The sequence below is a fragment of the Stenotrophomonas sp. YJH_SMC_106-19 genome, from assembly GCF_059368375.1.
The window spans coordinates 574,843-599,057 of record NZ_JCAFRQ010000002.1 but is presented as its reverse complement, the minus strand read 5'-3'; the positions used below and the strand labels follow the sequence as shown (position 1 = coordinate 599,057).

Here is a 24,215-nt window from a genome sequence, read left to right as displayed (position 1 = left end):
GCAGGAGGCCCCGTCGCATGCAGGTGTCGAGTTTCCCCGCCACCTGGATGGTGCGGGGCCGTGGTTTTCGGGAGTTACACGAAGACGACGGGCCGCACCAGGGCAGTGGTGACGGTGGTGGTGGTAATGGTGGTGATGGCGACCGGTGCAGTCGGACGCCCCGCAGTAGCGGGTGCGATCAGGCTGGCGGTGGCGGCATCAAGGACCATGGCGGACAGAAAACACTGTTCGCCCCGCTACTGTCAAGTGCTGCAGCGCAAAAATTCCCTGCGCCGATCATCTGTCAACGTGCCGTCATTTGGTTGCAACTGAGACAAAGCAGCGATCGTCGACTCTGAGATGTCCATTCAGCCGGCATGTTCGGCGATCGCGCGTGGCGCACGGTGGGCGTGCGCGCACAGCATCACCCCGGCCACCAGGAACACGATCGCCAATGCCTCCAGCACGGTTGGCCAGCGCTGCTGCCAGGCAAATGCGTACAGCAGCGCGAACAGGGTTTCGAACACGATCATCTGCCCGGTCAAAGTCAGCGGCAGCAGACGGCTGGCACGGTTCCAGAATGCGTTGCCCACGATCGACGCCACGACCGCGACACCTGCGCTGATGGCCCAGAATGCGCCCCATTGTGCGGCCGTATGGCTGCCGGCGGACCCGGCAAAGGCCATCGGTACCAGCAGCAGGGACAACCCGCCGGTGGTGACACCCGTCAGCAACGACCAGTCATGGCTGGACAGATCCGGGCGCCGCGCCAGCCAGCGGCTGTTGCCGATCGAGTACAACGCCCACGAGAACAGTGCGCCGAAGGCACACAGCAGGCCGATCAGGCGCTGCCGCCAGGGCGTCGCCAGGTGTTCGGACATCAGCGCCTCCCACCCGACCAGGGCCACGCCGAGCACGCACAGCGCCAAGGCGGGCAACAGCTGCTTCAGGGGCACCGCCCCCTGCTCGCGCACGCCCACCAGGGTCACCACGACCGGAATCAGGCCGACGATCAGCGAGGCCGCAGCGCCACCGGCCCACTGCACGGCCGTGGCCAGCAGCAGGAAGTACACCAGGTTGCCCGCCAGGCTCAGCCACAGCAGGCCGTACCATTCTGCGCGCCCCAGCCTCGGCGCCAGCCGCCTCCAGCGCGGCAGCAGCAGGATCACGGCGATGAGGCCATAGACCAGATAACGGCCGGCAGACAGCTGCAGGGCGTTGAACGTGTGCAGCACGGCAGGCGCCAGGAACACCACGCCCCACAGCGCGCCCGCGGCTACGCCATTGGCGATGCCCAGGACCATCGGATTGTTGCGCATTGCGGATTCTTCGGGGGAGAAGAGGCCGCGCAGTGTAGCCGCCCACCGGACGACCTCTCTTGACCCAGGCTATTGCTGTCCCGGCAGCGCCGGACGCACTCGGCGGCGTTCCCGCAGCGCCATGGATCAGAGGCTGCCCCGCCGCCAGGCCGCAGGGGTTACGCCGCTCTCCCGGCGCAGCGCTCGGGTCAATGCGCTCTGTTCGGAATACCCCGCGGCCAGCGCAATCTCGCTGATCGGCAGCGCAGTGGTCCGCAGCTGGTGCTTGGCCCAGCGCAGGCGGCAGGCACTGACCCAGGCCTGCGGACTCAAGCCGAATTCGCGCTGGAACAACGCATGCAGCCGGCTTTCGCTGACGCCGACGAATGCCGCCATGCGCGCGACCGGCCAGGGCTGCCCCGGGTCGGCCTGTACCGCCGTGCACAGCCCCTGCATGCGCGCGCCACTGCCTGCTGGTGCAAACACCCTCAGCAAGGCAGGCAGCAGCAACGGCAGCGGCTGCCCCTGCCGCACCTCGGCCAGCCCCTGGCGCAGGGCCAGCGGCAGATGCAGCCACCGCTGCCTGCACAGGTGCTCCTGCGTGTCGTCGTCCAGAACATCCGGACCGCAATCAACGATCACGAAACCGTTCGGACCCTCCGCCATCTGGTCATGCGCCTCGCCGGCGGCCACGAATGCGCCCTGCAGAAGGTCCAGCCGGCCGCCCCGCCCTTCCAGCTCGAACTGCAGCTCGCCCTGCAGTGGCAGCACCCATTGCGCGTAGTCGTGGCGATCCAGGCCGGTGGCCTGGCCATAGTGCCGGAGGTGGAAAATGGCGCCCATTCGGCAAGTCTGCGCGCCTGGCACCGGCGGTGCAATTGACTGCTATAGTCGGGCCGTCTATCCAGCAAGGAGTGCAGGTCATGGCATATCGACAGGTTTCCCTGGCTCTGGCCGCGAGCATCGGCCTGGCCCTTTCCGTCACCGCCAGCGGGCAGGAACGCCGGGCGCCGGCACCGCACTGCCTCGACGCCGTGGGCGTGCAGGAGGTGGAGCAGGCCTCGCCGCGCTCGATCGCCGTCCGTGCCGCTTCCGGCCAGGCCTATCGGATCGACTTCAGCGAAGACTGCCCGAACGTGCGTGCGGCCACCTCCCTGAAGCTGGAAGCGCCGGCAGGCTGGGCCTGCGGCCGCCCCAGCGAACGCGTTGTCGTGGACGGGCACAGCTGCGCGGTCAGCGCGGTCAGTCCAGTGCAGAACCGCGACTACGCCACTGTCGCCCGTGACAGTGACCGCCTGAGCACCGCGACCCTGCCTGCGGTGACCATCAGCGAGCGACGCGAGCAGCGCCGCAGCTTCGGCGGATCGCCCTCCTACTGTTTCGCAACCCGCAACGTCCGTGCCTGGTCCTCCGATCAGCAGGGACTGCTGGTGGAGACCAATCCACGCCGCAATGGCGGCCACCGCTACTACCGCGTCGAACTGGGCGGCAGTTGCCGCCAGCTGGACCGCGCGCCTCAGGTCAGCTTCCAGTCCGGGCTGCAGAACGGCCTGATCTGCGGCAATCCCGGCGATCGCATCCTCAGTGCCGAGTTCGAGCCCGGCGACGAGCGCGGCCTGGGGCCGCTGCCGCTGTACACCCGCGGCAGCTGCCAGATCCAGGCGGTCTACCCGGCCGCGACCCAGGCGTCGAACTAGCTCCCGACACCGAGGAAGGTGAACGGTGCGCTGGGAACGAAATGCTCCAGCGCATCGCCGGAGAAGGTGTTGCGCTGGTCCTTGCCCAGGTCCAGCTTGAGCACCTTGCCACCGAAGTCGATCCTGTTGAGGTCCACCCAGAACGTATTCGGCGTCATCGCGGACTCGAAGAAGTACAGGCGTCGCTTGTGGTCGGCCACGGTGCGCCAACGCGTGGACGAGATATTGGGCTCGCCCGGCGTGGTGATTCCGTACGGCACCGAGACATTGCGGATCACACTGAACACACTGGCCAGTGCCACCACGGGGTCTTCCGCCTTGGGAATCGCATTGATGTAGAACGACGCGCGTGCAAAACGGTCGGCCGATCGGTTGGTGCCCGGCAGCATCACCGTGCCGCCGATCTGCTGCCAGTAGCTGTTGAGCGCAAGCTGATGCTCGAAGATGGGCGAATTCGTCATCACCTGGTAGCGGCGATCATGATGGATGACCTGACGGCCACCGATGTATTCCACGATCGCGCTGTCGCCGCTGGCATCGGACAGAGAGAGATGCAGGGTCGCCTGCCGGTCCTCGCCGGGCACCTTGTCGGTGACGATGGAGTACGGCTCGCGCTGCAGCGCCGCCACGGCCTCTGCAACTGTCGCGAAATTATCCAGCACGTACTGCGCCCACAATGAAATGGCCAGGCCGGGCTTGCTGCCGCGCTGCTGCGGATACTCCGATTCCACCAGCCATAGCAGATTGGCGACCAGCCCCTTCTCGTTCATGCCATCGGTGGTCGACACGTCGTAGCCGGTGGCCACCACGCTGCCGTACCGTGCAGTCCAGGCCAACGACTTCGGCCCGGCCTCGCCGGTCCGTGCAATTCCGCGCGGCAACACGTACAGGTTGGTCGCCACATCGACCTTCCAGTCCATCGACCGCGCCGTGATCACATCGCCGTTGTCACCCAGATAGACCGCACGTGTGCAGGCCAAGGCAGGCATTACAGCGCCTGCCAGGGCCGCCACCAGCAGCGCGGCCCCTGTGTGCTTCATCCGTACCATGTTGCCCCCTTCCATGCCCTGGAGATCCAATCTCAGCGCATGCAGGGTGAGACAGCGGTGAAGCCCGGCGCCCCTGCCGCGACTCAGCCGGCGTGGAGCGCCGGCTGCACGATGTCGGCGAGCAGGTCCACCGCCGTCGGCGCCGCGCGGTCGCCCTGCAGCGCACGGCTGAATCCGGCCCAGTCGCCCACCGTGAGTCCATGCAGCATGGACGCCTCCACCTGCAGCACACGCATCGCCCAATAGGGAAACTGGCGCTGGCCAAGCCGGCTGCGCGCCAGCTCGACGATGTCGACATGGCTGCCGGCCTGCAGGATGCGCTCATAAACCGAATCAATGCCATCCGGCGGCCCTTCGATGTACTGCAGGAAGCGCCCGCCATCATGCAGCAGCACCCCGGTCACGCCAGCCAGCTTGTTGAAACGGGCGGCGTCGTCCACCAGCGCCTTCAGGCGATCTGCGGAAAGATCCGGCAGCGCCTGGCTGACGTAGGCGATGGCTCGCAATGGCATAGCGCTTCCCTGGCAAGATATGCAGCCACGGTAGCAGTTGCGGATGAGCCCGTCATAAGGCTGCGCCCCGCTTGCTGAAGAATTCAGGTTCAGGCCATGTCCGGTCCACCGCACCGCCGTGGCAGTGCCGCCTCCAGCACAACCTGCCCTGCGTCGTTGCGCGCGGTCAATCGACCGCCGTGAGCGCGCACGAACTGATCGACGATGTACAGCCCCAGGCCGAGGCCCTTGCTCTGGTGGAAGCTGGCCTTGAAGGGCTCGAACAGCCGCGGCAGCAGCGCCGCGTCGATGTGGCCGGCATTGCTGACCCGCAACACCACCCGCTGCGGGTCACGCCCGTCCAGTTGGACATGTGCTTCGCCGGCATGCGTCAGTGCGTTGCCGATCAGGTTCGATGCGACCTGCCCCAACCGGTCCATGTCGCCCTGCAGGACGGTATCGCCCTGCGCCTGGAAGCGGATCCGCTCGAGTCCGTGGGCACTGCCCGCCTCCGCAATGACCGCGCGGGCCAGGGCGTCGAGGTCGCAGGTCGTGGTCTGCAATCGCAGGCCGCCGCTGCGGATGCGCGAGAAGTCCAGCAGCTGCTCGACCATCCGTGCCATGCGCAGCGTGCTTGCTTCCAGGTGCTGCAATGTCTGCTGTGCAGCGGAATTGCCCGCAGGCAGTTCCAGGCTGAGCTTGTCCGCGCAGAGCAGGATGGCTGACAGCGGCGTCCGCAGGTCGTGGGTAAGCACCGCGGCCATGGTCTCGTTCAACTTCAGCGCGCGCTCCAGGGCTTCGTTGCGCACCTTCAGCAGCTGCCGCTGCTGGTACAGCTCGATGAACACATTGACCTTTCCGAGGATCACCTGCGGCGCCACCGGCTTGTGCAGGAAGTCCACCGCGCCGGTTTCGTATCCCTTGAACGCGCGCACCGGATCATCCGGCGACGCGGTGAGGAAGATGATCGGCACGTCGCGGCTGCGCAGCGAGCCCCGCATCAGTTCCGCCAGCGTGAAGCCATCGATCTCGGGCATGTGCACATCCAGCAGCGCCAGCGCCACCTCGTGCTCGAGCAGCAGTTCGAGCGCCTGGGCGCCGGAGCTGGCCAGCAGCAGGTTGACGCCCTCGCGCTGCAGCAGTGCCTGCATCGCCACCAGGTTCTGTGCAACGTCATCGACGATCAACAGGTTGACCGGGGCCTGGGCCTGCGCAGGGTCCGGTGGCAACAGGTTCATGAAAACAACTCCTTCAAGCGGCGACACATCAGTTCAAGGGGCAGCACCGCATCGGCGCCGGCATGCTGCAGGGCCGAGGCCGGCATCATCGAAGCTTCGGCCTCTTCGGGGCATTGCAGCCAGGCGCGACCTCCCGCCTCGCGCACTGCCGCCACGCCTTCGGAGCCGTCACTGCTGGCGCCGGTCAGCAGCAGTGCCAGCACGCGCGGACCAAACACCGCCGCGGCCGATTCAAACAGGGGGTCGATGGCCGGACGCGAATACAGCACAGGGGGATCGATCGACAGGGCAACCGAGGATCGGTCTTCCACCAGCAGGTGATAGTCCGGCGGCGCAAACGTCACCGTACCGCGCTCTATCGGCTGCTTGTCCTCCGCCTCGCGCACCGGCACCGCGCAATGCGGCGCCAGCACCTCGACGATGCGGCTGTTGCGGTCACGGGGCACATGCAGAACCACCAGCACCGGCACCGACAGGCCCGCCGGCAGCGCCTGCACGATGGCCTGCAGGGCAGCGACCCCGCCAGCGGATGCACCGACCACTATCACCTCCGGCAGACCGGCGTCATTCATCAGGCGACCTTCCGGTACAGCCGATGTTCGCGCGAACACACGTCGAACGCGTCGTGATGGCAACCGAACTGCAGCGACTCCTTGCTGCCCAGGCCGAGGAAGCCACGATGCACGAGCGCTTCCCGGAACAACCCCACGGCCCGGTCCTGCAGGTCCCGGTTGAAATAGATCAGCACATTCCGGCACGACACCAGGTGCACCTCGGAGAACACCGTGTCCGTCGCCAGGCTGTGGTCGGCGAACATGATGTTGCGTCGCAGGTGACGGTCGAACACGGCCCCGTCATACGCCGTCGAATAGTAGTCCGACAACGACGCCCTGCCCCCCGCCGCCAGATAATTGCGGCTGAACTGCGCCAGGCGATCGATCGGGTATGCGCCGGCCTCGGCGGTCACCAGGGCCCCGGGATTGATATCGGTGGCATAGACGATGCTGCGCTCCAGCAGCCCTTCTTCGTGCAGCAGCACCGCCAACGACCACACTTCCTCGCCCGTGCTGCAGCCCGCCACCCACAGCTTCACCGAAGGATAGGTGCGCAGCACCGGCACCACCTGCTCGCGCAGGGTGCGGAAATATGCCGGGTCCCGGAACATTTCCGAGACCTGCACGGTGAAGAACTGCATCGCCTGAGTGAAAAGCTCCGGCTCGTGGAGCAGGCGATGCTGCAGGTCCGACAGCTTCTCGCACTCGTAGCGCTGCATGGCCTGACGCATGCGCCGTCGCAGCGACGACACCGCGTAGCTGCGGAAGTCGTAGTGGTAGCGCTGATAGATCGCCTCCAGCAGCACCTTCAGCTCCAGGTCGAACAAGGCCTGCTCGTTCATTGACGCGAGCACCACACCCGGCACAGCGAGACCAGCTTGTCGACATCGATCGGCTTGGCGATGTAGTCGTTGGCGCCGGCCTGCAGGCAACGCTCGCGGTCATCGGGCATGGCTTTCGCGGTCAACGCGATGATCGGGAGGTCCTGCAGGTGGCGCTGCGCCCGGATCTCGCGCATCGCCGTCAGACCATCCTTCTCCGGCATCATGATGTCCATCAGCACCAGGTCCACCTCGCGCTGCGCCAGCCGATCGACCGCCTCCTGGCCGTTGCGCGCGATCTCGAGGTTGACGCCCAGCGGCTCGAGCACGCTCGACAGCGCGAAGATGTTGCGCACATCATCCTCGGCCAGCAGTACGGTGCGCCCATCAAGGATGGTGTCGCGCCGGCGCGCCTCGCGCAGCAGGCGCTGCTGATCGGTCGGCAGGCTCGCCTCCACGCTGTGCAGGAACAGGGTGACCTCGTCCAGCAGGCGCTCGGGAGAGCGCGCACCCTTGATGATGATGCTCTTGGAATAACGACGCAGCCGTTGTTCTTCCTCGCGGCTGAGCGCACGTCCGGTGTAGACGATCACCGGCGGGAAGCCGACGTCATCATTGCCGGCCATGTGTTCAAGCAGGTCGTAACCGCTGCCGTCCGGCAGGGAAAGATCCATCACCATGCAGTCGAACGTGACACTGCTGAGCTGCTCCAGCGCTGCGGCCAGTGTGCCGACGGCGACGATCTGCAGTTGATCACGCCCCAGCAGCAGCTCCAGGTTGCGCCTCAGCTCGCTGTCATCCTCGACGATCAGCAGGCGCCTGACATCGCGTTGGCTGGTCTGCTCGAGCTGCTCGATGGCCGCCGCCAGCCGCTCGCGCGTGGTCGGCTTGATCGCATAGCCGATCGCGCCCAGCTCACGGGCCACTTGGCTGCGGTCCATCGCCGAGACCACGTGCACGGGGATGTGCCGCGTGTCCGGGTTGCGCTTCAGACGCTCCAGCACGCTCAGACCTGACACGTCGGGCAGGCCGATGTCGAGCAGGATGCCGTTCGGCCGTAGTTCGGCAGCCAGCGCCAGCGCTTCCTCTGCCGTGCCGGCAACCACGCAGTCGAAGTCCAGTTCATGCGCCAGCACCACCAGCGCTTCGGCGAATGCCACGTCGTCCTCCACCGCCAGGATCAGGCGTCCCATGCGCTGCCGCCGGCCACGATCATCTGGAACGTGTGTGGCAGCTGCGGGCGGGGGCGCAGGCGCAGTCGGCGCCATCTGTGCAACCACCGGACGCGCTGCCGGAGTGGCCACGCGCGCGGGCTCCGCTCCCGGCTCCGGCGCGGACACGGGGGCGCCCTGCAGCGGAAGCTCCAGCACGAAGCAGCTGCCACGCCCCGGTTCGCTGTCCACCTGGATTTCACCGCCCATGCGGGCAGCCAGGTCGCGCGAGATCGACAGGCCCAACCCGGTGCCGCCATAGCGCCGGCGGGTACTGCCATCAGCCTGGCGGAAAGCCTCGAAGATCACCTGCAACTGCTCGCGCGCGATGCCGATGCCCGTATCACAGACCTCGAAGCGGATGCGGCCACTGCCGCCGGGACGCACCTGCAGGCTGACCTTGCCGTGCTCGGTGAACTTCAGTGCATTGGCCAGAAGGTTCTTCAGAATCTGCTGCAGGCGCTGGCTGTCCACCACCAGCTGACCCGGCGCCAGCGCATCGGCGCTGATCTCCAGGGCAAGCCCCTTCTGCCGCGCGAGCGGATCGAAGGTCTCGCGCAGCCGCTGCAGCGCGCTGTCGACCGCGACCACTTCATCGCTCAGTTCGACATGCCCGGCTTCGATGCGCGACAGGTCGAGAATGTCATTGATCAGCGCCAGCAGATCGTTGTTCGACGACAGGATTGCCCGTGCGTACTTCACCTGCTCTTCGGTGAGCGTACCATCCTTGTTGTCGGCCAGCAGCTTGGCCAGGATCAACGAGCTGTTCAGCGGCGTACGCAGCTCGTGCGACATGTTGGCCAGGAACTCGGACTTGTAGCGCGACGTCGCCGCCAGCTCGTTGCTATTGCGCACCAGCTGGCTCTGCGCAACCAGCAGGGCCTGCTTCTGCGCCTCCAGCTCGTGCGTGCGCTCCTCAAGCTGTACGTTGCTCTGCTCCAGTTCGGCCTGCTGCTGTTCCAGATGGGTCTGCGACTGCAGCAGGCTGCGGCTCTGCTCTTCCAGCTCCTCGTTGGCCACGCGCAGTTCTTCCTGCTGGGCCTGCAGCTCCTCTCCCTGGCGCTGCGACTCCTCCAGCAGCACGACCAGCTGCGCGCGCAGCAGCGACGCCCGCAGGGCCATGCCGATGGTGTCGCCACAGCGGTCCAGCAGTTCGCGGTCCAGATCACGCTGTTCGCCGACGCTGGATCGACCCAGCTCGACGATGCCGACCACGGCACCGTCACTGGTGATCGGTGCAAGGATCCGCTCACGCACCGGAACCCGCCCCAGGCTGCTCTGGAGTTCAAGTACCGAGGCCTCATCGCCCTGCAGGTGGCGGGTGCGCAGGTCGCGCGCGACCTGTCCGGCCAGCCCCTCCTGCAGTGCCAGCGACGCCGGCATGCCGGCCGGCAACGCCAGTCCACCCGTCAATTGCAGGCGGCCGCCCTCAAGCCGGTACACGGCGCCGACATCGGCCTGCAGCTGCGAGGCCAGGCTGGTCGCCGCCGCCTCGGCGATCTGCTCCGGCCCCAGGTCTCCCCGCAGGCTCATGGCCACGGCGTTCTCCGCCTCCTGCAGCCACAGGGCGCGCATGGCCTGCCGGCGCGCCTGGATGGCGCGGGACACGATCAGCGCGATCATCAGGAAGGCCGCACCGCCGATGGTGCGATTCACCAGCGAGAACGCCGAATTCGTGCTTGCCGGGGCAATGTGATAGCCCACCATCAGCAGCGCGCAGGCCAGCACCGCGACCACGAACGGTGCGCGTGCACTCCGCTGGAACACCGTCACGCCAACGGCCAGGAAGTAGGCCAGCCACACCGCATAACCCAGAGGCACGACAAGTTCCAACGCGATGGTTGCGGCCAGCAATGCGGCGGCAGTCATCCATATCCAGCGGTCGCGCGAGGTTGCACCGGGACGCATACGGGGCGATTCCAGAAGGCAAAGAAGTGCGTGATGGTACCCCGTGTCGTATTCAGCCGCATACGACCAATGGCACGGGCAATCCCTGCACACATCCTTCACACTGCAGTGCCTAGCTTTCCGGCCCTCACAGGGGTAATGCTCATTTCCACGTGGACGCACCCGCTTCTACGAGGTCCGCTCTGACGGACACTTCCCAACAGCTGCGCCTGCTGATAGACAGCGTGCGGGACCATGCGCTGTATCTGCTCGATCCCGAGGGCATCGTCTGCAGCTGGAACCCCGGGGCCGAACGCATCAAGGGGTATGCAGCCGACGAGGTCATCGGCACCCACTTCGGACGCTTCTACCTGCCTGCAGACCGCGAAGCCGGCGAGCCGCAGCGCCTGCTCCGGCTGGCCGCGCAGCAGGGTCATTGCTCCGCCGAAGGCTGGCGCGTCCGGCGCGACGGTGCCTCGTTCCGCGCCAGCATCGTGATCGAGCCGGTCCTGGAGAACGGCGAGCTGCTCGGCTACGTCAAGATTACCCGCGACATCACCGAACAATGGCAGGCGCAGCGCCTGCTGCGTGACGCACAGCGTGCACTCCGGCAGACCCAGCAGTTCGAGACGGTCGGCCGGCTGAGTCGTGGGCTCTCGCATGAATTCAATAATCTGTTGACCACCATCGGCAACGCACTGGATCTGCTGGCGCTGCGCGTGGGCAGTGATCCGCGGGCCCACGAACTGCTTTCCACTGCACAGACGGCGACCGACCGCGGCGCATTGTTGACCCGCCAGTTGCTTGCCTTCAGCACCGGGCAGACCCTGATCCGTGAACCGGTGGACGTCAACGAACTGATCGTCGCGTCCTTGCCGGGCCTGCGGCGCGCGCATGCCTCGGGTACACTGCTGGGCACGGAACTGGCTCACGATCTGCCGCCGGTCTGCACCGACGCGCTGCAGCTGCAGACCGCCCTGGCGAACCTGGTCGCGAACGCTGTCGAAGCCACGGCCGATGGCGGCCACGTGCTGATCGCCACCGCACTGGAGCATCGCCTTGATCCGGATGGAGAGGCTGGCCAGCAGCGCCGATACGTGACGGTGAGCGTGCGTGACCAGGGGCGTGGCATGCCCGTCGATGTGGCGGAACGCGCGACAGAGCCTTTCTTCACCACCAAGGACATCGGCAAAGGCAGCGGACTGGGCCTGAGCCAGGTGTTCGGATTCACCACCCAGAGCGGCGGCTTCGTCGATGTCTCCACCACGCCAGGCGTCGGCACCACAGTCAGCCTGCTGTTACCCGCACTAGAGGAACCCGCCCCATGACCGATGATCCGATCCGCGTGCTGATGGTGGAGGACCAGACCGACCTGCGCGAAATGATAGGGCTGGCCCTGCGCGATTTCGGCATCGACGTGGCGACCACGGCCGACGGTCATGAAGCAGTGGCCCTGCTGCGCGGCGATACCCGCTTCGACGTGGTGTTCAGCGACGTCAGCATGCCCAATGGCATGTCCGGCATTGAACTGAGCGAACACGTCGCGCGCGACCAGCCGCACGCCCGCATGATCCTCTCTTCCGGCTATGCGCGTTCGCAGCTGCCCCCCCTGCCCGAACAGGTCGAATTCCTGCCCAAACCCTATCGACTGCGGCAACTGGTGGAGCTGCTCAGGCAGGACTGAGCCTCGCCAAGTGCGTCAGGGGAGTTTTTCCCTGTCCGCACGCCTGCTGCGGCCCCTGCGCCGACGGTGAAGCCGGCTGCAGATTTCAAGAATTCCGAGCACGCAGGCGAACACCGCGGCCACTTTGCCAAGGGCGATCAGCAGGTGCATGGCGACTCCCGTCTGGACCGAAGGCGTGCAGGTGGCCGGGTACCCCTCCCGGCATTGGGGGCCACTGTAGGCCCGGCAAACCCATGCAGCCCGCAGACTGCTATGCGTTTCCGGCAAGAATCACCCGCGGACTCAGTCATCCAGAGAGTCGGCCTCGCCCGGTTTCCGGCTGATCCGTGATCTTCGCCAGCCGCCGTGGGAACGGAAGTAGCCGGTATCCCCGCTCACGGTATAGCGCAGCGCTGCCCACGCGGCGGCGACCAGGGAGGCCTGCCAGCCCCGCGCCTTGCGGAAGGCGTACTGGAAACGCCCCATCACCCGGCCGCCGGGGGGATGATCGGGAAGGCGGGGCGGCGTGCGCGTCCAGGGAAGACGGCATGGCCCACCCGGCAGCACAGGGGGACGGCGCCCGGTCCGACGCCAACGGACGTCACGGCATTGCGATTCATTCGGATCCTGCTGGTCATGGGGGAAGCGCTGCGCACGGCAGGTTCAAGGCCTGCCACGAGTCCCCCTGCCGACCCGTCACGCTGCAGTGAAACTGGGCGCTGAGCAGTTAGCCTTGTGTGAAAACGGCTTGCTTACCTGACTGGATGTTCAGGCTCCCCGCCCCTCTCGCGAACCCTCGGCCCTCACCAGAACGAAATAAGGGCTGTCAAGAACGAGAGTCTTAACAGTTCATGCTGTATGGTCACTGCATTCGGCTTCTCTTCGGCGCGAAATTCCTCGCCTCCGTGTCCAGCCCCTGACCGGCAAGACACATGACCACTCCTGTTGCATTCCGGATCCTGCGGATCCGCCCTTTGCTGCGCCTGGATGCCACCATCGAACGGCTGGATTCCGTGCAGGCCAAGTGCAAGTCATGTGGGGACGAATCACGGATGTCGCATGGGTGCGGGCTCACCGATGTGCACGGGGGTGTGCAACTGAGGTGTCCCGCCTGCGGCTCGATCGATGTCTTGACGGCGGCGGATGCCTGGGGCCACTGGGTGGAGCAGATCAGGCACGATCGAATACTCGCACTCGCTGGCCTGTTGCCAGAGGACCTGGATCGCCCCTAGGTGGGCCTGGCGGAAGGCAGGCAAGGCCGCCGCACGCCCTTTTCCAACGCACTGTGGCGGGTGGCAAGCACGCCGCAGCAAAGACAGCACGCCGCAAGCAGAAGCGGCACCCGCCTGATCATCTGCGGGCAATTGACCGATGGTGACCCCGGCCCGATTCGAACGGGCGACCTTCCCCTTAGGAGGGGGACGCTCTATCCAGCTGAGCTACGGGGCCTTGCGCAAGCGGTAAAGCATACCGCGTCCAGCTGAATGGACCAAGCCACCGACGATCGCCGCGCCATCGGCGGCAGGTATGCTGGCCGCCCCCACATCAGTCCCACCGGATGTCCGAGTTCTGGCTTTTCCTCTCCAATTTGGGCGACAGCCGCTGGCTGCTGCCCATGGCCATGGTGCTGCTGCTGGCATTGCCGCGAAGCGAATCGTCCTTGAGGCGACGCTGGGCCGTCGCCATCGCCGTGACCGCCGGGCTGACCTTGGCCTCCAAGCTGGCGTTCATGGGCTGGGGGCTGGGCATTCAGCGTCTGGACTTCACCGGCATTTCCGGGCACGCCGCCATGTCCAGCGTGGTGTACCCGGTGGCTCTATGGCTGACGGTGAGCACTGGCGAACGCAGGGACCTTCGCTGGTTCGCTGCAGGCTCTCTGCTGGCCGGTGCAATCGGGTATTCGCGACTGCCTATTCAGGCGCATTCGACATCGGAGGTCATCTCCGGCCTGGCTCTGGGCCTGGCTGCAAGCTGCGCGGTGCTGGGGACATCGGTCACCCCCTCGCGGCCGAAAGTCCGGGTGCTGTTGCTGGCCGGTCTGATGGGGCTGGCGGTTCCGGCGATCATGTCTGATCTTCGGACACACGACATCATCAAGGACGCCGCCAAGCTGCTGTCGGGACGAAGCAGCACGCATGAGCGGCATGACCTCGGCAACTGAACCCCGCGCTTGACACTGCGGGCCTTCGGCCGCAAGATTGCGGTGAAATTTTCCCTAACGGAGTAGGTGCCTCTCCCATGTTCAAGAAGACGATCGCCGTTCTGGCCCTGGCGGCATTCTCCGCCTCCCCGATGATGGCCTTCGCGCAGGACGCGCAGGCAACCACTGACGCCGAGACCCCGGCTGCCGAAGTGACCGCGGGCGCTGAAGCCGCTGGCTATTCGAACGCTGCCATTTTCGGCACCACCGTAGTCGGCATTGCAGCAGCAGCTGTGGCTTACAGCATCGGTGGCGACAGCAGCAGCGGCAGCAACGACAATGGTGGCGGCGAACCCGGCGGCCCGGGTCCGGGCGGCCCAGGCACTGGCGGTACGGGTGGCACCGGCGGCACGGGTGGCACCGGCGGCACCGGCGGCTGATACATCCCGCTGTTTGAGCAAGCCCTCGCCGGGCAGTGCACGGCGGGGGTTTTTTATGCCTGTCGGAAACTCAACACATGAACATGAAGCCTATCCGTATTTTCGCCGCTGCACTCACTGTGCTGGCCATTTCCGGCTGCGCGTTCGCGCCGGGTCAGCACCTGCGTCGAAGTGATGTCACTTCGCAGAGCAGCGACGATGGCCGACTGGAAATCATCACCATCACCTCCAAGCTGATCGCCCAGGAGGCGGCAGCCCGCAACGAACAGACGCTTCCTGCGGAACTTTTCAATTACCAGCCCTCCCCCTACCAGGTCGGCGTCGGGGACATCCTGTACGTCACGGTCTGGGATCATCCTGAGCTCACCGTACCCGCCGGCCCGCAGCAACAAGGCACGCTTGCGGGTCGTCTGGTGCAGAGCGACGGCGCACTGTTCTACCCCTACATCGGCAAGGTCAAGGCGGCGGGCAAGACCCCGGTTGAGATCCGCGAGGAAATCAGCCGGCGCCTCGCGCAGTATGTCGAATCCCCGCAGGTGGACGTGTCGGTCCTTACCTATGGCAGCCAGCGGGTGTGGGTCACCGGCGCGGCCGAGCGCTCCTCGCCAGTCGCATTGGGTACCTCGCCGCTTACCCTGACCGATGCCATCAGTCAGGCCGGGCTGAACGCAGCCCAGGCGGATCTTTCCGGCATCCAGTTCAGCCGTGACGGAGTGAGCTACACCATCAATCTGGAAAGTCTGGCCAAGGAACATGGTGGACGCCAACTGTTCCTCAAAGACGGCGATTCGATCTTCATCCCATATCTGGATCGCAAGGAGATCTTCGTCGTTGGCGAGGTCAACCTGCCAGGCGCGTACAGCTTCCGGACTGGCGACGTCACATTGAACCAGGCGCTCGGTCGTGCACGCGGGCTGCTGCAGCAGACGGCCAATGGCAATGCGGTGTACGTCATCCGCGGCAGCACCGATCTGCAGCAGGAGCCTTCGGTGATCTATCAGCTGGAAGCACGCTCACCGACAGCATTTGCCGTCGGCAGCCAGTTCAAGCTGCAGCCCGGAGACGTGGTGTTTGTCGGCGCCGCAGGTGTGAGCCGCTGGAACCGCTTCGTCAACCAGCTGCTGCCCTTCACCAATATCCTCTACACGGCCGCGCGCACCGGAACCGAAGTCAGGGACAACTGACATGGCGCGCACGGAAGCAGCCTCGGTGCGTTCATGCCGACGCACTTCAGCCTGTCTATTGCGCATGGCGTTGATCGCCGTGGCGCTCGTGCTTGCCGGTTGCACCACCGGCAGCCGGGCAACGGCGGACAGCTTCCGCCTGTTGCTGCACAAGCCCGTTGAGGTCAGCCCCGATTCCGTGGCGGCAAATCGCTTCCCGCAGGTGCTGGTCGAGACACGGGACCTGACCGCGGTGGCCGTTCTTGGCTACGTTGATGGTGGCCGGCAGCAGTGGTACGCCGGCACGCATGCCGTGATCGAGCTGGACGGCAACGGCGTGCTGCTGGGCTCAAGCGGGCTGGGACGTCAGTTGCAGACGCGGATCATCGGCGCGTCCCCCTTCGACCGCCTGACGTCGTTAAGCGGACCGGCACAGTTGCAACGCCAATACGACTGGATGTCGTCGTATCAGCTCGGCGTTGTCGTCACCGGCACGCTGACACCCGGCGCCACCGAGGAGGTCAGGATTCTCGGCCGCACCCGCACCCTGCAGCGATTCGTCGAGCATCTCCAGGGCGGCGGAATGGACGCGCAGAACATCTACTGGGCGGACCCGGCGACCGGATTCATCTGGAAGAGCCGGCAGCATCTTGCCCCCGGGTACGTCGTGGAACTCACCCAGCTCAAGCCCTACCGTGCCCCGAAGGGATGACAGGCATGAACACTCGAATTCTCTGCCTGATGCTGTCGGCGCTACCGTCACTGTGCTGGGCGCAGGCGCCGTCGGTCGTGCGCGTCGAGGGTGCGGTCGCCCATCCCGGTGACCAGGCCATCCAGCCGGAGCGGCGACTGGCCGATGCGGTTGTCCAGGCCCAGCCTGCGGCCGACGCCTATCTGCTCGGCAGCAGCTATCTTCGCCGCCAGGCGCTCGTTGAACAGGTCCGACTGCGTGCCGGAATCCTGCATGGCCTGACGCAGCTTCAGCTCAACGCGGATCCGGCCGTCGTCGAAACCGCGGCGGCCATCCAGCAATGGGTACAGGCGCACGCTGCAACCGGACGTGTACCGACGGTGATCTCGCCACGCCTGATGCAGGTGCAGCCGCAGAGCAATCCGGTGCTCATGGCCGGCGATGTACTCCGCATTCCCGTCCGACCTGATCACATCACGGTCCTCGGCGCGGTCCGAACCAGCTGCACTGTCCACCATTCCCCGCAGCGCGACGCGCGGGACTATCTGCGTGACTGCCCACCCAGCGCGGCCGCCGATCCCGACTCGCTCTACATCGTGCAACCCGATGGCCGGGTTCAGCAACAGGGCATTGCACTCTGGAACCGCGCGGATCCCCAGGCGGTCGCCCCTGGCGGTTCGATCTATGTTCCGTTGCGCGAATCGGTGCTGAAATCCATCGACCCGGCATTCAACAACGATCTTGCCACCTTCATCGCCACCCAGCCTGTCAGCCCGTAATGACCGACATTCCCCAGCGTGCACGCGTGCCGCGCCCAGCCCGCTTTGCGCTGACCGCGCTTGCCCTGTCACTGAGTGCCGCGTTGCAGGCGCAGGACGCCCCTCCGCCGACCGCCAACGAATGGGGTGGCATCGGCCTCCTGCAGACACCGACGGCACGCATGGCATCCGACGGCGACCTCAGCTTCACGGCCTCTCACAACTCCCCGTACAGTCGCTACAACCTAACGCTGCAGCCGTTCCCCTGGCTTGAGAGCACGTTCCGCTACATCAACGTGTCCAACATCCGCTATGGCCCGAGCATTGCGGGAAACCAGAACTACAAGGACAAATCGATCGACTTCAAGCTGCGGCTCTGGCAGGAGTCGCGATGGTTGCCGGAAGTGGCCTTCGGTGTACGCGATCTAGGTGGCACCGGCTTCTTCTCCAGCGAATATCTGGTTGCCAACAAGAATCTTGGCCCCATTGATGCCTCGATCGGCCTGGCCACCGGCTACATCGGAAACCGTGGCGATTTCGCCAATCCGCTGGGCGCCATCGATGACAGATTCAAGAATCGACGCCCCGTTGCCAGCAGTGACATCAACAACGCCGGTCGCTTTGGACTCAGCAACATGTTCAAGGGACCGGTCGGCATCTTTGGCGGCATCAGCTATCAGACGCCGCTGGATTCCCTGTTGGTCAAGGTCGAGTACGACGGCAACGACTACCGCCGCGAGCCGCGCGGGAACAACCTGGAACAGCGCACCCCCATCAACGTGGGGCTGGTCTATGTCCCCAACCGCAACGTGGAACTCACCGCCGCGTGGGAACGCGGTGACGCGGCGATGTTCTCGCTGACCTGGCGCGGCAATCCCGGCCATGCAGTGTCTGCGCCCAAGCCTTTCGATCCTCCGCCGCAACGGATCGTGCCTCGCGACCCGCAGGCATCCGCCGTTGCGGCGACCGCAGCGCCCGACGCCGGCGCCACGACAGCAGAAGGCGGCCCGGACTGGGCTGCCATCAGCGCCGACCTCACCCAGAACGCGGGCTTCCGGGTCGAGCGCATCTCCCGTCGCGGCGATGAGCTCTACGTGGACGGCTACCAGAACCGATACCTCCACGCCGCCAAGGGCTTGGGCCGAGCCGGTCGCATCCTGGCCAATGCGACGGGCGACGAGTACGAGTGGTTCACGCTGCGGACAACACGACTGGGAATGCCCATCGTGGACACGTCCGTCGCCCGCAGTGCCCTCGTGGGCTATCTGGATGGTCGGGTCAGCGAGGACGTGCTACGTCGCAGCACCGAGGTGCAGTCTCCCGACGACGTCACTCGCCAGACGTTGTATGAACCCAGGACACGCCCCTATGGCGGCGGCTTCAACATCGGCTACCGACAGAATCTCGGTGGCCCGGATGGTTTCATCCTTTACCAGATTGCCGCCAATTATTCCGGAAGCCTGTTCGTACGCCCCAACATGTGGCTTACAGGAACCGTCAGCGCCAATCTGATCAACAATTACGACAAGTTCAAGTACAACGCCCCAAGTCGACTCCCGCGCGTGCGCACCGATTTGCGCAGGTACATGGTGGACTCGGATGTGGTGCTGCCAAATCTGCAGTTCAATGTGGCTGGACGTCTGGGCCGCGATCTCTATGGCATCGCGTACGCGGGTTACCTGGAGTGGATGTATGCCGGCGTAGGCGGTGAACTGCTGTATCGTCCTGGCGGTGAGCGATGGGCCGTCAGCGCGAACCTGAATCGCGTGCAGCAACGCGGCTTCGATCAGCGCTGGGATCTGCGCGACTACAAGGTCACGACCGGGCACGCCACCTTCTACTACAGTTTCGACGCCCGCGAGCGCATCGTGGGCTCGCTGTCCGTCGGCCAGTATCTGGCGGGCGACAAGGGCGCAACCCTGGATGTCGCCCGCGTCTTCGACAATGGCGTCACGATGGGAGCCTATGCAACGAAGACCAACGTTTCCGCACGCGATTTCGGCGAAGGCAGCTTCGACAAGGGAATCTACATAAGCGTCCCGCTGGACGGATTCCTGCCACGGTCGACACGCGGACGAGCCGCGTTCAACTGGAATCCCCTGATCCGCGACGGTGGCGCGATGCTCAGCCGCAAGTATTCGCTGTACAGCATCACCGGCGATCGCGACGAGCGATTCTTCTACGACAACATCCGCTCGATCGACGATTGACCTGCCGGAACGCAGCAGGGCGGCCAAAGACCGCCCTGCTGCACGTTCACCCGCTGAGGACCTACAGGTATCGGACCCAGCTTTCGATGCCCTCGGCCATCAATCTGTAGACATGCTCGAAAGCAGGACGCTGCTGGCGATAGGGATCGGGGATTTCCCGATCCTGCTGCCATTTGCCCAGCAGGAAGGTCTTGCCCGACGCCTGCGGCGCAATCTCGGTGATGCGGTGAATGTGCTTGCGCTCCATGGCCAACACCAGATCGGCCGCCCCAAGGATGGCATCATCGATCTGGCGTGCGCGGTGATCCAGCCCATCCATGCCCTGCTCCGCCAGCAGCGCTTGGGCAGTTGCGTCGATGCCATGTCCGACGAGCGCCCCCAGACCTGCGGAAGACACCTGGATGCCTCTACCCTGCACTGCCTGCCGAAGCATTACTTCAGCCGAGGGACTGCGGCAGATATTGCCGACGCAAACAAAAAGTACGTTATTGAACACTGACCTGGATCCTGTGGCATTCCACGCAGGCCCACCCGCCGAGCAGACGGAGCACTGACAGCTGCACAGAGTACCCTACAGCACCGCTGTTGGCGAGAAAATAGCCATGAAATTCATGGAATTACGTCTCAGTTCCAGCGTCCGACTGTCAATAGGCCGACTTCTGACCAAGAACCTTGAACGCCGTCAGCATGATGATTCGCACATCAAGCACCGGGCTCCAGCGACGGATGTAGTCGATGTCGTACTGCACGCGCTTCTTCATCGACCGCAGTTCCGGCGTCTCGCCCCGCAGCCCGTGCACCTGCGCCCAGCCGGTGATGCCCGGCTTGACGTAATGGCGGTGCATGTAGCGTTCGATCACCCGTTCATAGTGATTGTTGTGCTGGATCGCATGCGGACGGGGGCCCACCACCGACATGCTGCCGCCCAGCACGTTGAAGAACTGGGGCAGCTCATCCAGGCTGCTGCGCCGCAGGAAGGCACCGAACCGGGTCACCCGCGGGTCGCCCCGGGTCGCCTGCGTGATCTGCCCCGTCCCTTCCTCATGCACGCGCATGGAGCGGAACTTCAGCATCCAGAACTCCTTCCCGCCCAGGCCGTGGCGGCGCTGGCGGAACAGGATCGGGCCAGGTGAACTGAGCTTCACGCCGATCGCCAGCACCACGAACAGCGGCGCCAGCAGGACGACCGCCACGCCGGCCACGAGGATGTCCTCGATGCGCTTGAACAGGCGGAAATTGTGGTCCACCAGGCCCTGGCGCACGCCGATCATCGGCACATCGCCCACCTGGTGCACGCCCGGGTTCAGTGCTCCCAGGCCCGTGGTATCGGGAATCAGGCGGATCGGCACCGGGAACCGCTCGATCTGCTTGAGCATGTCACGGATGGGTGCGGTATCTCCCAGCGGCAGGGACACCCAGACCTGGTCGAACTCCCCCCGGTGCGCATCCAGGTAGCGCGGCACATCATCCAGTGCGCCCAGGCGCTGCGGGGCATCGCCGCCACGCCGGGTGGCAATGTCGCCCTTGCTGGTGAAGTAGCCGATCACTTCCTTGCCCATCTCCGGCTTGCCGCGCAGCAGGCGATGCAGCCTGAGCGCCGGCGCCCGGAGGCCGACCAGCAGGATCCGCTCGTGATCCAGTCCCCGCGAACGCAACCGATGCAGCTGGACACGCAGCAGTACGCGCAGGCCGACCATCGAGGCCAGACCGCCGATGTACCAGCCCACCAGCCAGCGCGACGGAACGGCATCGGCCAGCCCCACCAGCACGGCATACAGGGAGAACAGGGCGAAGCTTCCGGACCAGGCCAGCAGCAGCAGCCAGAGGTCGGCCAGCAGGCCACGCAGGCGCCAGTTGCGGTAGACCGGTGCGATGGAGAAGCAGACGATGGCGCTGAGAATCACCGCACCGAAGACGATGCGCTGGGACTGGTTGGGCGCCGCCGTCCCGTAGCACACGACGTGGGCCAAGGCAGCCATGCCGGGCAGGAGCAACAGGTCTCCGAGGCGAAGCCCCAGTTCCAGGGCCGCCCGGGCTTCGACCCGGCGGCGGCCGGCGTCGGCACGCTCTGCGGGGAGGTCATCTACCGATCCATGTAGCACTGCACTTCTCCAAGCTGTTTTCCGATCCAGCACTACAATTGTGATGGCTGTCGCATACCAGGCCTCCCCAAGCCGGTGCGAACAGACGGAATTGCGTCAATAAGTCGAACGTGATTGTGGATGATGTGAAAGGCAATTGGTAGGAAGCGGCAGCCCGTCGCGCCCCCATTCACCCGCCCGACCCACCCTAAGTCATTAGAACTATTCCTATTTTTTAATATTTCAAAATGCGTCAAAATGATTCGCACTACGTCCGACAGCGTCCAGAAATTGACGTTTGATGCACGGAATCATCCCATCACGCCCCGAAGGATCAACCCGATTGGCGCCCCCGGGACGTCCCGTCCCAGCACGTCCGCCAGGCCTGGCACCCTGCACTGCACCAAGGCCGCTCATCGCCCTCTGCTACCATCGGCGGTTCTGTTCATCGCCCCCCACCCGCCCGCGATGACGCCAAACAACGTAACGAAACACAGGAGTCTGCATGTCTTCCGAGCTGCTCAAGTCCCTTGGCCTGGACGCGATCAACGCTGGCACGTACCTGGGCAACGGGGAGTGGTCGAGCGCTGCCAGCGGTGAGCTGATCACCCCGGTCAACCCGACCACGGGCGAGCCGATCGCACAGGTGCGTGCGACCACCGAGACTGAATACGAAACGGTGATCGCCCGCGCCCAGGAAGCGTTCAAGCAGTGGCGCACCACCCCTGCCCCGCGCCGTGGCGAAGCCGTGCGCCTGTGCGGCGAGGCGCTGCGCAGGCACAAGGACGCGCTGGGCTCGCTGGTTGCCCTGGAGATGGGCAAGAGCAAGCCGGAAGGCGATGGCGAGGTGCAGGAGATGATCGACATCGCCGACTTCGCCGTCGGCCAGAGCCGCATGCTGTATGGCTACACGATGCACTCGGAGCGCCCCGGCCACCGCATGTACGAGCAGTACCACCCGCTGGGCCTGGTCGGCATCATTTCAGCCTTCAACTTCCCGGTCGCGGTGTGGAGCTGGAATGCATTCCTGGCGGCGATCTGCGGCGACGTGTGCATCTGGAAGCCGTCCAACAAGACGCCGCTGACCGCCATCGCCTCGATGAAGATCTGCAACGACGCGCTGCGCGAAGCCGGCTTCCCGGACATCTTCTACCTGGTCAACGATGCCGGCACCGCACTGTCGGAAAAGCTGGTTGATGATCGTCGCGTGCCGCTGATCAGCTTCACCGGCTCCACCCAGGTCGGCCGCACCGTCAATGAAAAGGTGGCGCGCCGCCTGGGCCGCTGCCTGCTGGAACTGGGTGGCAACAATGCCATCATCCTCGACGAGACCGCCGACCTGAAGCTGGCTGTGCCGGGGATCGTGTTCGGCGCCGTCGGTACGGCCGGCCAGCGCTGCACCACCACCCGCCGCCTGATCGTGCACCGCTCGATCTACGCCGACGTGCTGGCCACGCTGGTCAAGGCGTACAAGCAGGTGGAAGGCAAGATCGGCGACCCGACCGATGCCGCCAACCTGATGGGTCCGCTGAACAGCGAAGGTGCCGTGCAGCAGTTCCTCGACGCCATTGCCCAGGCCAAGGCCGCCGGCGGCACCATCGAGACCGGCGGCACCCGCATCGACCGCGCCGGCAACTTCGTGCTGCCGGCCATTGTCAGCGGCCTGAAGAACAGTGATGCCGTGGTCCAGCACGAGACCTTCGCGCCAATCCTGTACGTGATGCCCTACGACAGCATCGACGAAGCCATCGACATGCAGAACGGGGTACCGCAGGGCCTGTCCTCGTCGATCTTCACCCAGAATCTGAAGACCGCCGAACGCTTCCTGTCGGCTGCGGGCTCGGATTGCGGCATCGCCAACATCAACATCGGCACCTCCGGTGCGGAGATCGGTGGCGCGTTCGGTGGCGAGAAGGACACCGGTGGTGGCCGCGAGTCGGGCTCGGACGCATGGAAGGTCTACATGCGCCGGCAGACCAACACCATCAACTACTCCGATTCGCTGCCGCTGGCCCAGGGCATCAAGTTCGACCTGTGATGCATCCCGGCCCGGACGTCGCCGAGAGTGGGGCCCCGGCGGGGGCTCCAATCCTCGACTTCAGCGGCCGCCGGGTGCTGGTTGCCGGCGGCAGCAAAGGCATCGGCCGTGAGATGGCCCTGGCCTTCGCTGCGGCCGGCGCCCATGTCTCGGTCTGCGCACGAGGTCAGGCGGGGCTCGACACCTTGCTGGCCGACGCAGCGGCCCAGGGGGCATCACTGCACGCCTTTGCCGCCGACCTGGCCGACCCCGGCCAGATCGACGCCTGGCTGCATGCGGCCGCAGCGTCCCTGGGCGGCATCGACGTGCTGGTCAACAATGCCACCGGTTACGGCATGGCAGACGATGAAGACGGCTGGGCCGCCAGCCTGCAGGTCGACCTGATGGCCGCGGTGCGGGCCTCGCGGCTCGCCCTGCCCTGGCTGCGCGAATCGAGCGACGCCTGCATCCTCAATCTCTCCTCGATCGCCGCGCAGCAACCCCGGCCGGGGGGCGCTCCCTATGCGGCTGCCAAGGCCGCTCTTTCGCACTACACCACGTCGCAGGCGCTAGCACTGGCGCCGGACCGGATCCGGGTCAACGCCATCGCCCCCGGCTCCATCGAGTTTGCCGACGGTCTGTGGGACCGGCGCAAAACCAGCGACCCGGCGCTGTATCACGGCACCCTGGCAAGAATTCCGTTCGGCCGCTTCGGCCAACCGCGCGAGATTGCCGATGCCGCGCTGTTCCTGTGCTCGCCGCTGGCGCGCTGGATCACCGGTCACGTGCTTAACGTCGATGGTGGCCAGGTACTGATGGGCTGAACC

The 24,215-nt window shown here is 65.6% G+C and carries 24 protein-coding genes and 1 tRNA gene; 11 read left to right on the top strand and 14 right to left on the bottom strand.

The features are described 5' to 3' along the window. Positions 1–74: 74 nt before the first annotated feature. The 3 genes from AC5P5M_RS10360 to AC5P5M_RS10350 form a co-directional block, all read right to left on the bottom strand. Positions 75–209: a hypothetical protein gene (locus AC5P5M_RS10360; RefSeq protein WP_258391179.1), complete on the bottom strand. Its 135-nt coding sequence runs from the start codon at positions 207–209 to the stop codon at positions 75–77. Between the two features lie 138 nt (positions 210–347). Continuing rightward, entirely contained in the window at positions 348–1,298 is a 951-nt protein-coding gene (locus tag AC5P5M_RS10355; protein ID WP_128988648.1) for a DMT family transporter, read from the bottom strand. Positions 1,299–1,424: 126 nt separating this feature from the next. Beyond that, positions 1,425–2,120 carry a helix-turn-helix transcriptional regulator gene (locus AC5P5M_RS10350; RefSeq protein ID WP_414487904.1) on the bottom strand — a complete coding sequence of 232 codons (696 nt, stop codon included), beginning with the start codon at positions 2,118–2,120 and terminating at the stop codon, positions 1,425–1,427. Between the two features lie 80 nt (positions 2,121–2,200). Between AC5P5M_RS10350 and AC5P5M_RS10345 the strand changes: the two genes are divergently transcribed. Next, a complete protein-coding gene (locus AC5P5M_RS10345) occupies positions 2,201–2,974 on the top strand; it encodes a DUF6491 family protein (RefSeq protein ID WP_495205831.1) in 774 nt (257 codons plus the stop codon). Here AC5P5M_RS10345 and AC5P5M_RS10340 read toward each other — a convergent pair. The 6 genes from AC5P5M_RS10340 to AC5P5M_RS10315 form a co-directional block, all read right to left on the bottom strand. Beyond that, complete coding sequence (locus AC5P5M_RS10340; protein ID WP_317233197.1) at positions 2,971–4,023, bottom strand: linear amide C-N hydrolase; 1,053 nt, start codon at positions 4,021–4,023, stop codon at positions 2,971–2,973. The two genes, AC5P5M_RS10345 and AC5P5M_RS10340, sit on opposite strands and share 4 nt — an antisense overlap. Before the next feature lie 83 nt (positions 4,024–4,106). After that, positions 4,107–4,535 carry a BLUF domain-containing protein gene (locus AC5P5M_RS10335; RefSeq protein WP_128988643.1) on the bottom strand — a complete coding sequence of 143 codons (429 nt, stop codon included), beginning with the start codon at positions 4,533–4,535 and terminating at the stop codon, positions 4,107–4,109. An 89-nt stretch (positions 4,536–4,624) separates the two neighbouring features. Continuing rightward, on the bottom strand, positions 4,625–5,752 hold the full coding sequence (locus tag AC5P5M_RS10330; RefSeq protein ID WP_053516742.1) for a hybrid sensor histidine kinase/response regulator: 1,128 nt from the start codon (positions 5,750–5,752) through the stop codon (positions 4,625–4,627). Beyond that, positions 5,749–6,324 carry a chemotaxis protein CheB gene (locus AC5P5M_RS10325; protein WP_128988641.1) on the bottom strand — a complete coding sequence of 192 codons (576 nt, stop codon included), beginning with the start codon at positions 6,322–6,324 and terminating at the stop codon, positions 5,749–5,751. The genes AC5P5M_RS10330 and AC5P5M_RS10325 overlap by 4 nt, the downstream gene beginning before the upstream one ends. Then, complete coding sequence (locus tag AC5P5M_RS10320) at positions 6,324–7,148, bottom strand: CheR family methyltransferase (protein WP_065175572.1); 825 nt, start codon at positions 7,146–7,148, stop codon at positions 6,324–6,326. The genes AC5P5M_RS10325 and AC5P5M_RS10320 overlap by 1 nt, the downstream gene beginning before the upstream one ends. Beyond that, on the bottom strand, positions 7,145–10,246 hold the full coding sequence (locus AC5P5M_RS10315; protein WP_495205830.1) for a response regulator: 3,102 nt from the start codon (positions 10,244–10,246) through the stop codon (positions 7,145–7,147). The genes AC5P5M_RS10320 and AC5P5M_RS10315 overlap by 4 nt, the downstream gene beginning before the upstream one ends. Positions 10,247–10,398: 152 nt before the next feature. Here AC5P5M_RS10315 and AC5P5M_RS10310 point away from each other — a divergent pair, with 152 nt between their 5' ends. Both AC5P5M_RS10310 and AC5P5M_RS10305 read left to right on the top strand, forming a co-directional pair. Continuing rightward, positions 10,399–11,553: a two-component system sensor histidine kinase NtrB gene (locus tag AC5P5M_RS10310; RefSeq protein ID WP_495205829.1), complete on the top strand. Its 1,155-nt coding sequence runs from the start codon at positions 10,399–10,401 to the stop codon at positions 11,551–11,553. Next, entirely contained in the window at positions 11,550–11,909 is a 360-nt protein-coding gene (locus AC5P5M_RS10305; protein ID WP_053516753.1) for a response regulator, read from the top strand. Before AC5P5M_RS10310 ends, AC5P5M_RS10305 begins: the two co-directional genes overlap by 4 nt. 15 nt (positions 11,910–11,924) lie before the next feature. On the opposite strand, the gene AC5P5M_RS10300 is transcribed toward AC5P5M_RS10305, so the two are convergent. The 3 genes from AC5P5M_RS10300 to AC5P5M_RS10290 all read right to left on the bottom strand — a co-directional run bounded on the left by AC5P5M_RS10300 (position 11,925) and on the right by AC5P5M_RS10290 (position 13,337). After that, complete coding sequence (locus AC5P5M_RS10300) at positions 11,925–12,059, bottom strand: hypothetical protein (RefSeq protein ID WP_262218444.1); 135 nt, start codon at positions 12,057–12,059, stop codon at positions 11,925–11,927. A 132-nt stretch (positions 12,060–12,191) separates the two neighbouring features. Then, positions 12,192–12,374: a hypothetical protein gene (locus AC5P5M_RS10295; protein ID WP_053516755.1), complete on the bottom strand. Its 183-nt coding sequence runs from the start codon at positions 12,372–12,374 to the stop codon at positions 12,192–12,194. Between the two features lie 886 nt (positions 12,375–13,260). Further along, positions 13,261–13,337 (bottom strand) — tRNA-Arg (locus AC5P5M_RS10290). A 109-nt stretch (positions 13,338–13,446) separates the two neighbouring features. Here AC5P5M_RS10290 and AC5P5M_RS10285 point away from each other — a divergent pair. The 6 genes from AC5P5M_RS10285 to AC5P5M_RS10260 all read left to right on the top strand — a co-directional run bounded on the left by AC5P5M_RS10285 (position 13,447) and on the right by AC5P5M_RS10260 (position 19,290). After that, the gene (locus AC5P5M_RS10285; RefSeq protein ID WP_476341728.1) at positions 13,447–14,049 is read left to right on the top strand and encodes a phosphatase PAP2 family protein; all 603 of its coding nucleotides are present in this window, start codon (positions 13,447–13,449) and stop codon (positions 14,047–14,049) included. A 77-nt stretch (positions 14,050–14,126) separates the two neighbouring features. After that, positions 14,127–14,468, top strand: coding sequence for a hypothetical protein (locus AC5P5M_RS10280; RefSeq protein ID WP_253118774.1), 342 nt, complete (start codon positions 14,127–14,129; stop codon positions 14,466–14,468). Positions 14,469–14,551: 83 nt separating this feature from the next. Next, positions 14,552–15,652 (top strand): polysaccharide biosynthesis/export family protein, encoded by a 1,101-nt coding sequence (locus AC5P5M_RS10275; protein WP_253118849.1) that lies wholly within the window; start codon positions 14,552–14,554, stop codon positions 15,650–15,652. A 64-nt stretch (positions 15,653–15,716) separates the two neighbouring features. Further along, positions 15,717–16,343, top strand: a complete 627-nt coding sequence (locus AC5P5M_RS10270; RefSeq protein ID WP_495205828.1) for a YjbF family lipoprotein — start codon at positions 15,717–15,719, stop codon at positions 16,341–16,343. Further along, a complete protein-coding gene (locus AC5P5M_RS10265) occupies positions 16,340–17,101 on the top strand; it encodes a capsule biosynthesis GfcC family protein (RefSeq protein ID WP_495205827.1) in 762 nt (253 codons plus the stop codon). The genes AC5P5M_RS10270 and AC5P5M_RS10265 overlap by 4 nt, the downstream gene beginning before the upstream one ends. Next, entirely contained in the window at positions 17,101–19,290 is a 2,190-nt protein-coding gene (locus tag AC5P5M_RS10260) for a YjbH domain-containing protein (protein ID WP_253118777.1), read from the top strand. The genes AC5P5M_RS10265 and AC5P5M_RS10260 overlap by 1 nt, the downstream gene beginning before the upstream one ends. Before the next feature lie 61 nt (positions 19,291–19,351). Here AC5P5M_RS10260 and AC5P5M_RS10255 read toward each other — a convergent pair whose 3' ends face one another. Beyond that, positions 19,352–19,786, bottom strand: a complete 435-nt coding sequence (locus AC5P5M_RS10255) for a low molecular weight protein-tyrosine-phosphatase (RefSeq protein WP_253118778.1) — start codon at positions 19,784–19,786, stop codon at positions 19,352–19,354. Positions 19,787–19,934: 148 nt separating this feature from the next. Beyond that, a complete protein-coding gene (locus AC5P5M_RS10250; protein WP_495205826.1) occupies positions 19,935–21,392 on the bottom strand; it encodes an undecaprenyl-phosphate glucose phosphotransferase in 1,458 nt (485 codons plus the stop codon). Between the two features lie 484 nt (positions 21,393–21,876). Between AC5P5M_RS10250 and amaB the strand changes: the two genes are divergently transcribed. Continuing rightward, positions 21,877–23,409 (top strand): L-piperidine-6-carboxylate dehydrogenase, encoded by a 1,533-nt coding sequence (gene amaB, locus AC5P5M_RS10245; protein ID WP_065175566.1) that lies wholly within the window; start codon positions 21,877–21,879, stop codon positions 23,407–23,409. After that, entirely contained in the window at positions 23,409–24,212 is an 804-nt protein-coding gene (locus AC5P5M_RS10240; protein ID WP_481526442.1) for an SDR family NAD(P)-dependent oxidoreductase, read from the top strand. The genes amaB and AC5P5M_RS10240 overlap by 1 nt, the downstream gene beginning before the upstream one ends. Positions 24,213–24,215: the final 3 nt, after the last annotated feature.

Excerpts from the sequence above, each read along its gene's own strand:
- AC5P5M_RS10360 (WP_258391179.1), bottom strand. The coding sequence starts at position 209 with ATGGTCCTTGATGCCGCCACCGCCAGCCTGATCGCACCCGCTACTGCG.
- AC5P5M_RS10355 (WP_128988648.1), bottom strand. The coding sequence starts at position 1,298 with ATGCGCAACAATCCGATGGTCCTGGGCATCGCCAATGGCGTAGCCGCG.
- AC5P5M_RS10350 (WP_414487904.1), bottom strand. The coding sequence starts at position 2,120 with ATGGGCGCCATTTTCCACCTCCGGCACTATGGCCAGGCCACCGGCCTG.
- AC5P5M_RS10345 (WP_495205831.1), top strand. The coding sequence starts at position 2,201 with ATGGCATATCGACAGGTTTCCCTGGCTCTGGCCGCGAGCATCGGCCTG.
- AC5P5M_RS10340 (WP_317233197.1), bottom strand. The coding sequence starts at position 4,023 with ATGGTACGGATGAAGCACACAGGGGCCGCGCTGCTGGTGGCGGCCCTG.
- AC5P5M_RS10335 (WP_128988643.1), bottom strand. The coding sequence starts at position 4,535 with ATGCCATTGCGAGCCATCGCCTACGTCAGCCAGGCGCTGCCGGATCTT.
- AC5P5M_RS10330 (WP_053516742.1), bottom strand. The coding sequence starts at position 5,752 with ATGAACCTGTTGCCACCGGACCCTGCGCAGGCCCAGGCCCCGGTCAAC.
- AC5P5M_RS10325 (WP_128988641.1), bottom strand. The coding sequence starts at position 6,324 with ATGAATGACGCCGGTCTGCCGGAGGTGATAGTGGTCGGTGCATCCGCT.
- AC5P5M_RS10320 (WP_065175572.1), bottom strand. The coding sequence starts at position 7,148 with ATGAACGAGCAGGCCTTGTTCGACCTGGAGCTGAAGGTGCTGCTGGAG.
- AC5P5M_RS10315 (WP_495205830.1), bottom strand. The coding sequence starts at position 10,246 with ATGCGTCCCGGTGCAACCTCGCGCGACCGCTGGATATGGATGACTGCC.
- AC5P5M_RS10305 (WP_053516753.1), top strand. The coding sequence starts at position 11,550 with ATGACCGATGATCCGATCCGCGTGCTGATGGTGGAGGACCAGACCGAC.
- AC5P5M_RS10300 (WP_262218444.1), bottom strand. The coding sequence starts at position 12,059 with ATGCACCTGCTGATCGCCCTTGGCAAAGTGGCCGCGGTGTTCGCCTGC.
- AC5P5M_RS10295 (WP_053516755.1), bottom strand. The coding sequence starts at position 12,374 with ATGGGGCGTTTCCAGTACGCCTTCCGCAAGGCGCGGGGCTGGCAGGCC.
- AC5P5M_RS10285 (WP_476341728.1), top strand. The coding sequence starts at position 13,447 with ATGTCCGAGTTCTGGCTTTTCCTCTCCAATTTGGGCGACAGCCGCTGG.
- AC5P5M_RS10280 (WP_253118774.1), top strand. The coding sequence starts at position 14,127 with ATGTTCAAGAAGACGATCGCCGTTCTGGCCCTGGCGGCATTCTCCGCC.
- AC5P5M_RS10275 (WP_253118849.1), top strand. The coding sequence starts at position 14,552 with ATGAAGCCTATCCGTATTTTCGCCGCTGCACTCACTGTGCTGGCCATT.
- AC5P5M_RS10270 (WP_495205828.1), top strand. The coding sequence starts at position 15,717 with ATGGCGTTGATCGCCGTGGCGCTCGTGCTTGCCGGTTGCACCACCGGC.
- AC5P5M_RS10265 (WP_495205827.1), top strand. The coding sequence starts at position 16,340 with ATGACAGGCATGAACACTCGAATTCTCTGCCTGATGCTGTCGGCGCTA.
- AC5P5M_RS10260 (WP_253118777.1), top strand. The coding sequence starts at position 17,101 with ATGACCGACATTCCCCAGCGTGCACGCGTGCCGCGCCCAGCCCGCTTT.
- amaB (WP_065175566.1), top strand. The coding sequence starts at position 21,877 with ATGTCTTCCGAGCTGCTCAAGTCCCTTGGCCTGGACGCGATCAACGCT.
- AC5P5M_RS10240 (WP_481526442.1), top strand. The coding sequence starts at position 23,409 with ATGCATCCCGGCCCGGACGTCGCCGAGAGTGGGGCCCCGGCGGGGGCT.